This window comes from Robertmurraya beringensis (assembly GCF_042433785.1).
Classification (GTDB): domain Bacteria; phylum Bacillota; class Bacilli; order Bacillales; family Cytobacillaceae; genus Robertmurraya_A; species Robertmurraya_A beringensis.
Genome location: NZ_JBHLUU010000124.1, coordinates 1 through 13,537, shown reverse-complemented (window position 1 = coordinate 13,537; position 13,537 = coordinate 1). Strand labels below are relative to the sequence as shown.

The following is a 13,537-nucleotide window of genomic DNA, read 5'->3' as shown; positions in this document are numbered from 1 at the left end:
AAAAAGTATGCTGGGAAATGATTATGAACAATTTATTATAAATATAAAGAAAAAGACTGGGATTGATTTGTCGTTATACAAAGAAGCACAAATGAAAAGGCGCTTAATTTCTCTATATGAAAAAAAAGGGTTTCGCTCATTTCAGGACTATTACTTAGCAATTAGTCAGGACAAGCTATTATTAAATGAGTTTCTTGATCGTATGACGATCAATGTGTCGGAATTTTATCGAAATGGGAAACGATGGGAAGTATTAGAAACGAAAATTCTTCCTAAACTAATAGAGAAGAATAAGCGTCTGAAGGTGTGGAGTGCTGCTTGTTCAACAGGTGAGGAACCGTATACAATTGCCATGATCCTTTCAAACTTTATGCCACTTTCACAGATTCAAGTTTTGGCTACTGATATCGATGATAATGTAATAGAAAGAGCAAAGATCGGCATGTATCCAGAACGTTCTTTGAATGAAGTACCTTCCGAAATGAAAAAGAAATTTTTCACACAGGATGGAAGTTTCTTTAAGATTTCTGACGATATCAAAAAGACGGTAACATTTAAGAAGCAGAATTTACTTGCTGATCCTTTTGGAGGGCCTTTTGACTTGATTGTGTGTCGAAACGTATTAATTTATTTTACGGAAGAAGCGAAAGATGTATTATACTATAAATTCAGTGAGGCATTGAGACAGGAAGGGATTTTCTTTGTCGGTAGTACCGAGCAAATCTTTAATCCATCTGTATATGGACTTGAAACAGAAGACACTTTTTTTTATCGTAGAAGATAGGGGCCAAAAATTTGGCTTCTTTTTTTGTAAATTCACAAATTTCTGCTATGTTTATTTAAGGACATATGTTATATTGAGAAATAATCCTTTAATGAGTTGAAGGGGGAAAGAGAAATGAGATATTTAACAGCAGGAGAGTCACACGGTCCACAATTAACAACAATTATTGAAGGTTTACCAGCAGGAATGCCGCTTCTTGCAGAGGACATTGACAAAGAATTAGCAAGAAGACAAAAAGGGCATGGTCGCGGTAGAAGAATGCAAATTGAAAAGGATACTGTACATATTACAAGCGGTGTCAGACATGGATTAACACTTGCATCACCTGTAGCACTCGTTGTACAAAACGACGACTGGAAGCATTGGACAAAGATTATGGGTGCAGAACCTACCGATGATGAAGAAGTTAAGCGTGTTATTACTCGTCCACGTCCAGGACATGCCGATCTAAACGGCGCACTTAAATATGGACATCGAGATATGCGTAATGTTCTTGAAAGATCCTCTGCTAGAGAAACAACGGTAAGAGTGGCTGCTGGAGCAGTTGCAAAAAAACTTTTATCATTACTAGGAATTAAGGTTGCTTCTCATGTGGTTGAGATTGGTGGGATTAAATCAGAGGTACATGCATATGACTCCATGGAGAGTTTGGCGGAAATTACCGAGAATTCACCAGTAAGATGTCTAGATCCTGTGGCTGAAAAGAAAATGATGCAGGCCATCGATGATGCAAAAGCGAATGGTGACTCTATCGGAGGAATCGTCGAAGTAGTTGTTGAGGGAATGCCTCCTGGTGTAGGAAGCTATGTTCACTATGACAGAAAGCTCGATTCTAAGTTAGCTGCTGCTATCGTAAGTATTAATGCCTTTAAGGGTGTTGAATTTGGGATAGGGTTTGAAGCAGCTAGGAAGCCTGGTAGCGAAGTTCATGATGAAATTGAGTGGAGTGAAGGAGAAGGTTTCCATCGCAGCACAAATCGTCTAGGTGGACTTGAAGGTGGAATGTCGACGGGCATGCCAATCGTTATTCGTGGAGTAATGAAGCCTATTCCAACACTTTATAAGCCATTACAAAGTGTGGATATCGATTCTAAAGAATCTTTTACTGCAAGTATTGAGAGATCAGATAGCTGTGCAGTACCTGCTGCCGCAGTCGTTGCTGAAAATGTGATTGCTTGGGAGCTTGCTACAGCAATAACTGGACAATTCTATGCAGATCGTCTAGATACATTAATTAAATCGATTGAAGATCAAAGAGCATATGCGAGGGAGTTTTAATGGAGACGATTCAAATCCATACCACTTCTAAGGAGTATCCTGTAATTTTAGGGGCTGAGGCATTAACAGCTTTAGCCCCTTTTTTAAAAGAACATCTTTCAAACGTAACCAAAATCATGATTATAACCGACAGTAATGTTGGTGATAGGTATTTAAATCAAGTAAAACATCAATTAGGTGAATACGAAGTTGTCACACATCTTGTTCCTAATGGAGAAAAAGCCAAGACGTTTGACGTTTTTTATGATTGTCTAACGGCTGCTTTACAGGAGAAACTCGACCGTAAATCATTGTTTATCGCACTTGGTGGAGGGGCGATTGGTGATTTATGTGGGTTTGTTGCTGCCTCTTTTATGAGAGGCGTTCCTTTTATTCAGTTGCCTACTACCATTCTGGCACACGATAGTGCAGTTGGCGGAAAGGTGGCAATCAATCATCCTCTTGGTAAAAACATGATAGGTGCATTCTATCAACCTGAAGCTGTTATATACGATATTGATTTTCTACAAAGCCTTCCAGCGATGGAACGTCGTTCAGGCTTTGCAGAAGTCATGAAGCATGCTCTAATTAATGACCTTCATTTTTATCAATGGCTTTTAACAGATATAGATAATCTTCAAACGATAACAACCGAGCAATTACAGGAGTGTTTATCAAAGGGAATAAAAGTAAAAGAATCTGTTGTTTCAAAAGATGAAAAAGAGCTTGGTATACGAGCATTTTTGAATTTTGGACATACACTTGGTCATGCTATTGAAGCGGAGGCTGGGTATGGCTCCATAACACATGGGGAAGCAGTTGTAATCGGGATGGTATTCGCATTACGGTTAAGTAAAAAACTTTTACATTTACAGTTTGAACAACAAGAATTTCTCGAATGGCTACATAAACTCGGTTACTCAACAAAAGTTCCTTCTGGCCTTTATGAAGAAAAGTTAATCGATCGTATGAAGCAGGATAAAAAGACCATTGGACAAGTAATACAATTCGTTTTATTAGAGGAAGTTGGGAAACCGGTCCTTTATAAAATTGACGAAAATGTCCTCTTAGAAGAACTGAAACAATTTATGAAGGAGGAGAGCCGATGATTAGAGGAGTTAGAGGTGCTATTACGATACAAGAAAATAAAGAGGAAGAAATTATAGCATCCACCAAGAGACTGCTCAATGAAATGATTCAAGCTAATCGAATCTCTCCAGAGTCAGTCGCATCGGTATTTATTTCTGTAACCGATGATGTTACAGCTGCATTTCCAGCTAAAGCTATGCGTGAAATAGAGGGTTGGACTTATGTTCCTGTCATGTGTATGAAGGAAATCTCTGTTTCGACTGGTATCAAATTATGTATTAGGGTCATGATGCATGTAAATACTGAAGTAGCACAAACCGAAATCGAACATGTTTATTTGGAAGAAGCCGTTCTTTTACGACCGGATTTAAAGAAATAGGAATATTTATACGTAAGAGGTGATGGATGATGAGATGGAAGGATCAAATAAAGTCGTTAGCCCCTTATCAGCCGGGGAAATCAAAGGATGAAGTAAAAAGGCAGTATGGGTTGGAAGAAATCATAAAATTAGCTTCTAATGAAAATCCTTTTGGTTGTTCAAAAAAAGTGAGTGAAGTCATGTCTAAAGAGACAGGCTATTTCGCACTTTATCCAGATGGCTATGCCACTAACTTACGCGAGTGTGTAGCAGAGCATGTGGGAGTGACAAAAGATCAATTGATCTTTGGAAACGGTTCAGATGAACTGATTCTAATTATTGCCCGTGCCCTTTTACGACCAGGTTTTAATACGGTAATGGCTACGCCAACTTTCCCACAGTATAAGCACAATGCGATTATTGAAGGTGCAGAAATTCGTGAAATTCCTCTGGTAGATGGTCACCATGATTTAGATCAAATGCTTGCGGTCATTGATGAGAAAACAAATGTTGTTTGGGTATGTAGTCCGAATAATCCAACTGGTACATATATTCCAAAAAAAAAGTTGGAAAGTTTTCTTGCTAGAGTTCCAAAAGAAACACTTGTGGTATTGGATGAAGCTTACTTCGAGTATGTAGTAGCGGATGATTACTATAATTCTGTGGAACTAGTAGAGCAGTATTCAAATTTGATTGTTCTTAGAACCTTCTCGAAAATTTATGGTCTAGCTAGCTTGCGTGTGGGATATGGATTTGCTTCCAAAGAAATCATTCGAGCGCTGGAACCGGTGAGAGAGCCATTTAACGTGAATAGCTTTGCACAATTAGCGGCTATTGAAGCTTTAGGTGATCAAGAGTATGTGGAAAACTGTCGTACCTTAAACCATCAAGGATTAGAACAGTTTTACAATTTCTGTAAGGAGCACAATCTGTCTTATATGCCTTCCCAAGGGAATTTCATCTTAATAGATTTTAAGACTGATGGCAATGAAGTATTTCAGTTCTTATTAGAGAGAGGCTATATCGTTCGGTCAGGAAATGCGCTTGGTTTTCCAACATCCGTCCGAGTTACGGTTGGCTCGAAAGAACAAAATGCTGGCATTATTGAAAAAATGTCACAATACATGCAAGTGAAAGCACATTAAGTAACTTTAGGCGGTGATTTCTTGAAAGGGCGTGTGCTAGTCATTGGACTAGGGCTAATTGGGGGGTCATTAGCTCTTTGCGTTAAGAAAAGACACCCAGAATCAACACTAATAGGTTTCGACATAAATATTGAACAATGCCGTCTTGGAAAGATGCTTGGTGTAATTGATGAAATTTGTTTCAATCTGGAAGAAGAAGCAGTGAACGCAGATGTCATTCTTATTTCAACGCCTGTTATCGAAACTGAAAAAATGATTGAGAGGCTTTGTGAGCTTCCGCTAAAGCAAGATGTGATCATAAGTGATGCTGGAAGTACAAAAGAAGCAATTGTTTTAAAAGCAAGGTGTTTAAAGGAGAAAAACATTACGTTTATTGGTGGGCATCCGATGGCTGGCTCACACAAAAGTGGGGTTGCAGCAGCTAAGGAAATTCTATTTGAAAATGCATTTTATTTATTTACACCAGAGCCACATATCCAAGATGAAAAGGTGGATTTATTAAAGCGTTGGCTTGAAGGAACTAGAGCAAAATTTATTACTATTTCACCTGAAGAACATGATTACTTAACAGGTGTTATAAGCCATTTTCCACATGTGATTGCGGCCTCTCTCGTACATCAAGCTGAGCAAACAAGTAGAGATCATCAGCTTATAACAAGGTTGGCTGCCGGTGGTTTTAGAGATATTACTAGAATTGCCTCTAGCAGTCCAGCCATGTGGAAGGATATTTCCCTTCATAACAGGAAGGTACTTCTTTCTTTGTTAGATCGTTGGAAGGATGAAATGGATAAATTCTCGAAAATATTATCTGATAACAATGAGGACCAGCTATTCGATTATTTTGCTGAAGCCAAAAATTTTAGAGATGATCTACCTAGTAAGGAAAAGGGAGCAATCCCTGCATTTTACGATCTATTTGTGGATGTTCCGGATTATCCAGGTGTTATCTCGGAAATCACAGGTTATTTAGCAAAAGAGCGTATATCCATTACAAATATCCGTATTTTAGAAACTAGAGAAGATATAAACGGTGTACTTGTTATCAGTTTTCAAACAGAGACCGATATGGCCAAAGCAGAGGAATGCATACAGCGTTATACCAATTATGGTACCTCAACCGGCCTATAGGGGTTACACGAAAGGAAGGATACAATCAATGACAACGGTGTTAACGTCACAAGTAAAGAGACTGGTAGGTGAACTCTCTATACCAGGAGATAAGTCTATTTCTCATCGTTCTGTTATGTTTGGAGCGATTGCTCATGGGAAGACAACAGTATCTAATTTTCTTACAGGTGAAGACTGTCTTAGTACGATTGCTTGCTTTCGAAAATTAGGGGTAACGATTCACCAGCACGAAGATAAGGTTGAAATCATTGGGAAGGGCTTTGACGGCCTAGTAGAACCTACTGAACGACTTGATGTGGGGAACTCGGGAACAACGATACGATTAATGCTTGGCATTTTATCAGGCAGACCTTTTTATGCTGCATTGGAAGGAGATTCTTCAATCGCCAAACGTCCAATGACAAGGGTTACGAATCCGTTGAGCCAAATGGGAGCAGTAATTGACGGCAGAGAAAATGGGAAGTTCACTCCTATTTCTATTAGAGGTGGAAATTTAGAAGGATTTACGTACGAGCTACCAATGGCAAGTGCGCAAGTAAAATCAGCCATTATCCTAGCAGGCTTACAAGCAAATGGTACGACAACGGTCATTGAGCCATCAAAAACAAGAGACCATACAGAAAGAATGATTCGCCAATTCGGCGGGGAAGTGTCTGTTGATGGTTTAAAGGTTTCCGTAACTGGTGGACAAACACTCCAGGCAACTCATGTTCATGTACCGGGTGATATCTCTTCTGCTGCCTTCTTTTTAGTTGCAGGAGCGATTGTACCTAATAGTGAAGTAACAATGCGCAATGTGGGTATTAACCCTTCTAGAACAGGGATTATTGATGTGATGCTTCAAATGGGTGCCTCTCTTCATGTTTCTGAAGAAGGTAAAGATGCGGCAGAGCCTGTAGCAGACTTAACGATTACAACCTCAAGTCTTAAGGGAATAACGATTGAGGGAGATATGATTCCGCGCTTAATCGATGAAATTCCTATCATTGCCTTATTAGCTACACAGGCAAACGGAACAACGGTTATTAAGGACGCTGAGGAATTAAAGGTAAAAGAAACAAACCGAATTGATACAGTTGTAAATGAGTTAAAGAAATTAGGAGCATCGATTGAAGCAACGGACGATGGTATGATTATTCACGGTGGTAGCAAACTTCATGGGGGCCAAGTGAATAGCTATGGAGATCATCGAATCGGAATGATGCTTGCCATTGCAAGTTTAATTAGCAGTGAGGAAGTAACCTTAGAAAATGAAGAAGCAATTTCTGTGTCATATCCAATGTTCTTCTCACACTTAAATAAATTAATTAATTAACAAAAGAAACTGGCCCGTATTTAATACGTGTCAGTTTTATATTTTCTATAAATATGTATGAATGTCCATTTTGTTTCATAGTTTGTCATAAGACCCTAAAAAGAGGTGGTTTTATGGCGTATATTATAGAGAATATGAACCTTTTAAAGAAGGACAAGCTAGAGAAAATATCTATTCTTGTGAAAAATGAGCGTATTTCCACAATCACAAATGAAATGAAAAACTATTCTTATGTAAAAATGAATGCCAGCGGCTATATAACGACAAATCCTCATATCATTTTTGACCCGAAAATACCAACTCTCACATCCTTTTCAGACATGAAGTCATATATGACGGAGAGGTTTCTTAAAAGGGGCTGTACCACATTTTTAACATATGTTTCAGTATCTCAAGAAAAGAAATTAAAAACGAGCTTAAAACAGGCGAAAATGGGGTTATTAAGCAGTCCAATTGACTATGTTATTGGAGTGAAGATTCCTTTATCTGCGTTGACACCATCCTTTATACGAACGACTAAACGAGAAAAGGTTCCTGTTTTTATAGAGTTTTCTTCAGTAGATGAACTAAAAGAGAAACCATGGGGATGGATCAGGGAAGCTATGTTTCCATATAACAGTCCTTTAATTCCATGTTTTCAAATGGACGGAGAACGCGAGAAGAAGCGTGCTAAACAAGTATGGAATGAAATCATGGCTAAACATAACATCGCTAATATAAGAGAAGAGTTGATACAAGGGGAACCCCTCACACAGGAGGCCCTGCATAAGATCGGAATCTTACCGCTTAAATCGCATTTACATGCAGGAAGTGAAGTGAGCTATAATTTCTATAGGAAATCATCTGAAATCATAAATATTGATGAAAAGAGCCTATTTTTATATCATAGTGATAGACTCCTTGTAACCGTCCATAAAGGCGAAGTAATTCGTGCAGGCGATAAGGTATGGTTTCGATCAGGCTATGGAGAACATGTCATCATAAAGACTCCTAGTTTTTTTACAGGGGAATAGTTTAAAGTAAGAAGGGATACAAGATGGATAAAGTAGAAAAGATCCTTTCTCTATTAGAAAGTGGTCAACATGATGAAGCAATAAAAAGTTATAAAGATATTTTATTAAATGGATCAAATGAAGAAAGATTTGTTCTTGGTGAGGAACTTCTTCAGCTAGGCTTCCTTGAAGAAGCAAAAGAACTTTTTGAAACGCTATTAATTGCGTACCCGGAAGAAGGAGAATTACTGGTGTTATTAGCAGAGGCCTGTATTGAGCTTGGTAATGAGGAGGAAGCAATGCTAGCTTTAGAAAAAATACACTCTTCTGATCAAAGCTATCCTCAGGCCTTGCTTCTTGCAGCTGATTTATACCAAATGCAGGGTTTATTTGAGGTAAGTGAACAGAAGCTTCTAACAGCTAAAAAAGTTCTTCCTGATGAAGTTCTGATTGACTTTGCTTTGGCAGAGCTTTATATGGAACAAGGAAGATTTACAAATGCGATTCGATTGTATGAGGATATACTTAAAAAGGAAAAAGAGATTGCTGGCACAAGTATTCACCAACGATTAGCAGAGGCGTACAGTGCGGGAGGTGCGTTTGAGGAGGCATTACCACATTACGAACAAGCACTAGAAGACCGATTTGAAGTGAATACATTGTTCGGGTATGGTTTTACAGCCCTTCATGCGGGATACTATCAAACGGCGATCGAGAAACTTACAGAATTGAAGAATATAGACCGTGAGTACAACTCTCTCTACTTATATTTAGCTAAAGCGTATGAGCATGAAGAAGAATTAACGAAAAGCCTCGAGGTTATTAAAGAAGGCATTCAATATGACGAGTTTAATAAAGACCTCTTCTTTTATGGTGGGAAAATTGCATTAAAATTAAATCTTGAGGATGAAGCAGAGAGGCTTATCAGGGAGGCGTTAGCACTTGATCCGGAGTTCGTTGAAGCCGCACTTACATTAAATAAGCTGTTTTTTCACCAAGAAAAATATGATGATGTGTTAGAAATTATTGATATTATGAATGAGCAAGGAGTAGAAGAACCGCAGTTATTGTGGGATGAAGCGAATGCTTTGGCGAATGTTGAAAGATATTCAGAGGCATTAAACAAATATCAACTTGCATATAATTTCTTTAAGAATCAACAAGAATTTTTATCAGACTACGGTTATTTTTTAATTGAAGAAGGAAAAACGAATGACGCTGCAGAAATTTTTAGTATACTTCTTCAAATGGATCCAAGTAATGAAGAGTTTGCAGAATTGGTGCACAGATTTTCTGAAGACGTGTAAGTGAAAAAAACAGGTGTTTAATCGAAATTAGTTGTATGCAGAGGAGGGAAGCAACGATGACGACCCCTGTATCTGTCAACGAGAAAAAAGATTTTATTCGCTGGTTTTTAAATCATTATCAACTTAAAAGACGAGAATGTGTATGGATATTAAATTACTTAATGAGCCATGATCAATTAATGGAGAAAGTACATTTTGTTGATCAAGCGCAATATTGCCCACGTGGTCTTGTTATGTCAACACATTGCGTCGATGAAGTACCATTTCGTTTTTATAAGGAAAATGTGATGACAACGGATGCTGAAAAATCATTCCATGACATTCGCCTAAACCGAGATGAAGAGATTTATATTCAATTGAATTTTCACGCATCAAATCAAGCGCATCAATATGTGATTGTGTTAGAGGATAATCCATTTATGCCAAACAGTCTGCAAATTAATGAAAAGGATCGTATCCTTGCTGAAAGATTTTTAACAACTAGTTTATCAAAATTCCAGCGTGATAAGCTTCTTACGTTGATTGATGATGCACTTGACAGACAGGATCAGGAAGCCTTTCAGGAACTAACAGGACAGCTAAAACGGCTCGGAAACAGTGAATAAAGAAAAAACCTGCTAGTACATAGCAGGTTTTTTTTGTTTCTAATAAATGGTATGATAGGAATGATTTAATAGATAAATGGAGTGGTTCTCGTGAAATGGGTTTCTCAGGATATGGACATGTTTTTAGGAGCAAGAGAGTATGTAGATACTGCTGTGTTGCCTTTATATCCAGTGTCATTTGGAAATGATATTAAACAATCAGTTGCGATGACGGAATTTATCCAACTGCTTACAATTCCCCTAGAAAGGCAGTTTAAGGGAAGAATGATCATGCTTCCCGGACATAGTTATTTAAAAAATAAGAGCAAAGAGAAGTTAATTGAAGAAGCTGCTGTTTGGGAGAAAGAGCTTTTTGATAATGGATTTAAACATGTTTTCTTTGTCACATCAGATAGCGTTTGGAAATCTTTGGAAGGGGAATTAAAAGCAGGTCTAATTTGGCTACCCTCCATACCGTTAGCTGCTATGGATGAGGGAGCTAGAAACAATATTTTAGAGGACCAAGTAAAACAACTCTTACAATTGTTCATGCAAAAATGGCAAGAAGATGTATAAAATGAGATATTAGTCACACAGTTGACAACGTTTGGTCAAAGTATTATATTGACCTCGCTTACATCTTGATATATCATGGTTATGTCCTAGTTTTATAATGTGTTGAATTATGTCCGTTGGACTCAACTTCATAATAGAGGGGGGAAAAGTATGAGCAAACATCGTGTTTCTAGACGTCAATTCTTAAACTACACTCTCACTGGTGTAGGCGGTTTCATGGCTGCTGGAATGCTTATGCCAATGGTTCGCTTTGCTGTAGATCCAGTATTGAAAGCGAGTGCAAGTGGGGATTTTATTCCTACTCCGCAGAAAATCAGTGAAATTACTGAAGAACCAACTCGAGTTGACTTTTCATTTGAGCAAAAAGATGCTTGGTACACTTCAGAAGTAACAAATACGGCATGGGTATACAAGGATGAAAATGGGGAGATCGTCGCTTTATCACCTGTGTGTAAGCATTTAGGCTGTGTGGTTGACTGGAACACTGACAAAGCAAACCAAAATCGTTTTTATTGCCCTTGTCATGGTGGATTGTATGAAAAGGACGGGACGAACGTACCTGGTACACCACCGATTGCAAAACTTGATGTATATCCAACGCAAGAAAAAGACGGCTTTCTACTTTTAGGAAAAGCCAAGCCAAGAGAGGAGGCGTAATAGATGTTTAACAAAATTTATGATTGGGTAGATGAACGTTTAGATATTACGCCTATGTGGCGCGATATTGCTGATCATGAAGTACCTGAGCACGTAAACCCTGCTCATCACTTTTCAGCATTCGTGTACTGTTTTGGTGGTTTAACGTTCTTTGTTACTGTAATTCAAATTTTATCCGGTATGTTTTTAACAATGTATTATGTACCAGATATTAAAAACGCTTGGGAATCTGTTTATTACCTTCAAAATGAAGTGGCATTTGGACAAATTGTTCGTGGCATGCATCACTGGGGTGCTAGTCTTGTTATCGTTATGATGTTCTTACATACATTGCGAGTATTTTTCCAAGGTGCTTATAAAAAGCCTCGTGAATTGAACTGGGTTGTCGGAGTATTAATTTTCTTCGTTATGCTAGGTTTAGGATTCACTGGATATTTATTACCATGGGATATGAAAGCTCTATTTGCTACACAGGTAGGGATAAAAATTGCTGAGTCAACACCATTGATCGGGGAACAAGTGAAGATCTTACTTGCTGGACACTCTGATATTGTTGGTGCTCAAACATTAACTCGTTTCTTTGCAATTCATGTATTCTTCTTACCTGGTGCTCTATTAGGATTAATGGGAGCTCACTTCTTAATGATTCGTAAGCAAGGTATCTCTGGTCCATTGTAAAATCTAATGTAATCTATTGAAAGAGATTGATAAAAAAGGAGGGGGATTGTTGTATGCATCGTGGAAAAGGTATGAAGTTCGTAGGTGATTCTCGTGTACCTGCAGAACGCAAACCGAATATTCCGAAAGACTACTCGGAATTTCCTGGCAAAACGGAAGCATTCTGGCCTAACTTCCTTCTCAAAGAATGGATGGTAGGAGCAGTTTTCCTTATTGGATACTTATGTTTAACTATTGCTCATCCATCTCCTCTAGAGAAAATGGCTGATCCAACAGATACGGCATATATTCCACTGCCAGACTGGTATTTCTTATTCTTATACCAATTGTTAAAGTATAGCTATGCTTCAGGACCATACAATGCGATTGGGGCATTTATTATTCCTGGTTTAGCATTTGGTGGATTATTGTTAGCACCATTTATCGACCGTGGACCTGAACGTCGTCCTTCTAAACGTCCATTAGCAACTGGTTTTATGTTATTAGCTCTTGCAGCGATCACATTCTTAACTTGGGAATCTGTTGCAACACATGACTGGGAAGCTGCTAAAGCTCAAGGTCAAATCGTTGCTGAGGTCGAGTTTGACCAAGAGTCTGACGGCTATAAGCTTCTCGATCAAAATGGCTGCTTAGCTTGTCATGGTGGCGATCTCCAAGGGGGAGGCCCAAATCCAGCTTTAGTTGGTAATGAATTAACTGCTGATGATGTTAAGGATATTGCTAAAAATGGTAGAGGCTCTATGCCTGCTGGAATGTTTAAAGGAACTGATGAAGAGTTAGAAGTTCTTGCAGAGTTTGTCTCTTCTCTTAAAAGTGAATAATAACCTGAGAGCTGGCATAGTATATGCCAGCTTTTTTCAAATGATAGCGAGGTGTGCATGATGAAGTGGATTTACTATTTTTTAACCCATCGAACGATTCTTTGGTTCTTACTTGTAGTTAATATTCTAGGGACCATCTACGCCTATTATTGGTACCGGTATCAGTTAGCTGAAACACCACCGATTTTTTTAATTTTTGTTCCAGACAGCCCAACAGCATGTTTATTTTTTGTATTTGTATTAATTGCTTTTATACTAGGGAAAAACTGGCCTTTATTTGAGGCTTTAGCTATGGTGACCTTGTTTAAGTATGGTATTTGGGCAGTCGTTATGAACTACCTTGTTTTAGTTGTGTCTGGTGAATTAGATATAATCGGTTATATGCTTATGCTATCGCATGGTGCAATGGCCTTACAGGGGTTATTGTATGCACCTTTTTACCGTTTTAAGGCGTGGCATTTAATTGTAACGGGTATTTGGACACTACATAATGACGTGATAGATTATGTGTTTAAAATGCTGCCTAGATATCATATGCTAGATGACTATATACCTCAAATTGGTTATTTTACATTTTGGTTAAGTATAGTATCTTTAGCGCTTGCCTATTGGTTTGTGGTAAGAGGAAACAGCAAGAAAATGGAACTAACAATTTGAGTTTACCTAGTTGATATTTTATGGTCTAACCTTGTCCTCCCATACATAACATTTAATAGTATAAGGTAGTGTCAAAAGTTCTATGAAAACTATGTAAAGTATTAGATCACTTCCATTGGGGGGACGTGAGGCCCCGCAATCGCTCTTGACAAACAGTCGAAAAAGGTTGCGATAAAAGTATCAAGGGCG

15 protein-coding genes are annotated in these 13,537 nt (G+C 38.2%); all 15 read left to right on the top strand.

The window, feature by feature from the left end:
• Window positions 1–7 precede the first annotated feature (7 nt).
• The 15 genes from ACFFHF_RS21060 (at window position 8) to lhaT (ending at window position 13,348) form a co-directional block, all read left to right on the top strand.
• Window positions 8–784, top strand: a complete 777-nt coding sequence (locus tag ACFFHF_RS21060) for a CheR family methyltransferase (RefSeq protein WP_340904486.1) — start codon at window positions 8–10, stop codon at window positions 782–784.
• A 114-nt stretch (window positions 785–898) separates the two neighbouring features.
• Window positions 899–2,062 (top strand): chorismate synthase, encoded by a 1,164-nt coding sequence (aroC, locus tag ACFFHF_RS21055; RefSeq protein WP_160547145.1) that lies wholly within the window; start codon window positions 899–901, stop codon window positions 2,060–2,062.
• Window positions 2,062–3,150, top strand: a complete 1,089-nt coding sequence (gene aroB, locus ACFFHF_RS21050) for a 3-dehydroquinate synthase (RefSeq protein ID WP_377058981.1) — start codon at window positions 2,062–2,064, stop codon at window positions 3,148–3,150. Before aroC ends, aroB begins: the two co-directional genes overlap by 1 nt.
• Window positions 3,147–3,509 carry a chorismate mutase gene (aroH, locus tag ACFFHF_RS21045; RefSeq protein WP_377058980.1) on the top strand — a complete coding sequence of 121 codons (363 nt, stop codon included), beginning with the start codon at window positions 3,147–3,149 and terminating at the stop codon, window positions 3,507–3,509. Before aroB ends, aroH begins: the two co-directional genes overlap by 4 nt.
• A gap of 29 nt (window positions 3,510–3,538) precedes the next feature.
• Window positions 3,539–4,633, top strand: coding sequence for a histidinol-phosphate transaminase (gene hisC / locus ACFFHF_RS21040; protein ID WP_377059002.1), 1,095 nt, complete (start codon window positions 3,539–3,541; stop codon window positions 4,631–4,633).
• Window positions 4,634–4,654: 21 nt separating this feature from the next.
• Window positions 4,655–5,761, top strand: coding sequence for a prephenate dehydrogenase (locus ACFFHF_RS21035; protein WP_377058979.1), 1,107 nt, complete (start codon window positions 4,655–4,657; stop codon window positions 5,759–5,761).
• A gap of 28 nt (window positions 5,762–5,789) precedes the next feature.
• Window positions 5,790–7,076 carry a 3-phosphoshikimate 1-carboxyvinyltransferase gene (gene aroA / locus ACFFHF_RS21030; protein ID WP_377058978.1) on the top strand — a complete coding sequence of 429 codons (1,287 nt, stop codon included), beginning with the start codon at window positions 5,790–5,792 and terminating at the stop codon, window positions 7,074–7,076.
• Window positions 7,077–7,189: 113 nt separating this feature from the next.
• The gene (locus tag ACFFHF_RS21025) at window positions 7,190–8,089 is read left to right on the top strand and encodes a hypothetical protein (RefSeq protein WP_377058977.1); all 900 of its coding nucleotides are present in this window, start codon (window positions 7,190–7,192) and stop codon (window positions 8,087–8,089) included.
• Between the two features lie 23 nt (window positions 8,090–8,112).
• Complete coding sequence (locus ACFFHF_RS21020) at window positions 8,113–9,375, top strand: tetratricopeptide repeat protein (RefSeq protein ID WP_377058976.1); 1,263 nt, start codon at window positions 8,113–8,115, stop codon at window positions 9,373–9,375.
• A 56-nt stretch (window positions 9,376–9,431) separates the two neighbouring features.
• Entirely contained in the window at window positions 9,432–9,980 is a 549-nt protein-coding gene (locus tag ACFFHF_RS21015; protein ID WP_160547152.1) for a ReoY family proteolytic degradation factor, read from the top strand.
• Between the two features lie 90 nt (window positions 9,981–10,070).
• The gene (locus ACFFHF_RS21010; protein WP_340904482.1) at window positions 10,071–10,535 is read left to right on the top strand and encodes a YpiF family protein; all 465 of its coding nucleotides are present in this window, start codon (window positions 10,071–10,073) and stop codon (window positions 10,533–10,535) included.
• A 150-nt stretch (window positions 10,536–10,685) separates the two neighbouring features.
• On the top strand, window positions 10,686–11,192 hold the full coding sequence (locus ACFFHF_RS21005; RefSeq protein WP_160547153.1) for a QcrA and Rieske domain-containing protein: 507 nt from the start codon (window positions 10,686–10,688) through the stop codon (window positions 11,190–11,192).
• A 3-nt stretch (window positions 11,193–11,195) separates the two neighbouring features.
• Window positions 11,196–11,870: a menaquinol-cytochrome c reductase cytochrome b subunit gene (qcrB, locus tag ACFFHF_RS21000; RefSeq protein ID WP_377058975.1), complete on the top strand. Its 675-nt coding sequence runs from the start codon at window positions 11,196–11,198 to the stop codon at window positions 11,868–11,870.
• Between the two features lie 53 nt (window positions 11,871–11,923).
• A complete protein-coding gene (locus tag ACFFHF_RS20995) occupies window positions 11,924–12,691 on the top strand; it encodes a menaquinol-cytochrome c reductase cytochrome b/c subunit (RefSeq protein ID WP_160547155.1) in 768 nt (255 codons plus the stop codon).
• 60 nt (window positions 12,692–12,751) lie between these two features.
• Window positions 12,752–13,348, top strand: a complete 597-nt coding sequence (lhaT, locus tag ACFFHF_RS20990) for a lipoprotein heptaprenylglyceryl N-acetyltransferase LhaT (protein ID WP_340904480.1) — start codon at window positions 12,752–12,754, stop codon at window positions 13,346–13,348.
• Window positions 13,349–13,537: the final 189 nt, after the last annotated feature.

Coding starts and splice junctions, on each gene's coding strand:
- ACFFHF_RS21060 (WP_340904486.1), top strand. CDS start 8: ATGCTGGGAAATGATTATGAACAATTTATTATAAATATAAAGAAAAAG.
- aroC (WP_160547145.1), top strand. CDS start 899: ATGAGATATTTAACAGCAGGAGAGTCACACGGTCCACAATTAACAACA.
- aroB (WP_377058981.1), top strand. CDS start 2,062: ATGGAGACGATTCAAATCCATACCACTTCTAAGGAGTATCCTGTAATT.
- aroH (WP_377058980.1), top strand. CDS start 3,147: ATGATTAGAGGAGTTAGAGGTGCTATTACGATACAAGAAAATAAAGAG.
- hisC (WP_377059002.1), top strand. CDS start 3,539: ATGAGATGGAAGGATCAAATAAAGTCGTTAGCCCCTTATCAGCCGGGG.
- aroA (WP_377058978.1), top strand. CDS start 5,790: ATGACAACGGTGTTAACGTCACAAGTAAAGAGACTGGTAGGTGAACTC.
- ACFFHF_RS21025 (WP_377058977.1), top strand. CDS start 7,190: ATGGCGTATATTATAGAGAATATGAACCTTTTAAAGAAGGACAAGCTA.
- ACFFHF_RS21020 (WP_377058976.1), top strand. CDS start 8,113: ATGGATAAAGTAGAAAAGATCCTTTCTCTATTAGAAAGTGGTCAACAT.
- ACFFHF_RS21015 (WP_160547152.1), top strand. CDS start 9,432: ATGACGACCCCTGTATCTGTCAACGAGAAAAAAGATTTTATTCGCTGG.
- ACFFHF_RS21005 (WP_160547153.1), top strand. CDS start 10,686: ATGAGCAAACATCGTGTTTCTAGACGTCAATTCTTAAACTACACTCTC.
- qcrB (WP_377058975.1), top strand. CDS start 11,196: ATGTTTAACAAAATTTATGATTGGGTAGATGAACGTTTAGATATTACG.
- ACFFHF_RS20995 (WP_160547155.1), top strand. CDS start 11,924: ATGCATCGTGGAAAAGGTATGAAGTTCGTAGGTGATTCTCGTGTACCT.
- lhaT (WP_340904480.1), top strand. CDS start 12,752: ATGAAGTGGATTTACTATTTTTTAACCCATCGAACGATTCTTTGGTTC.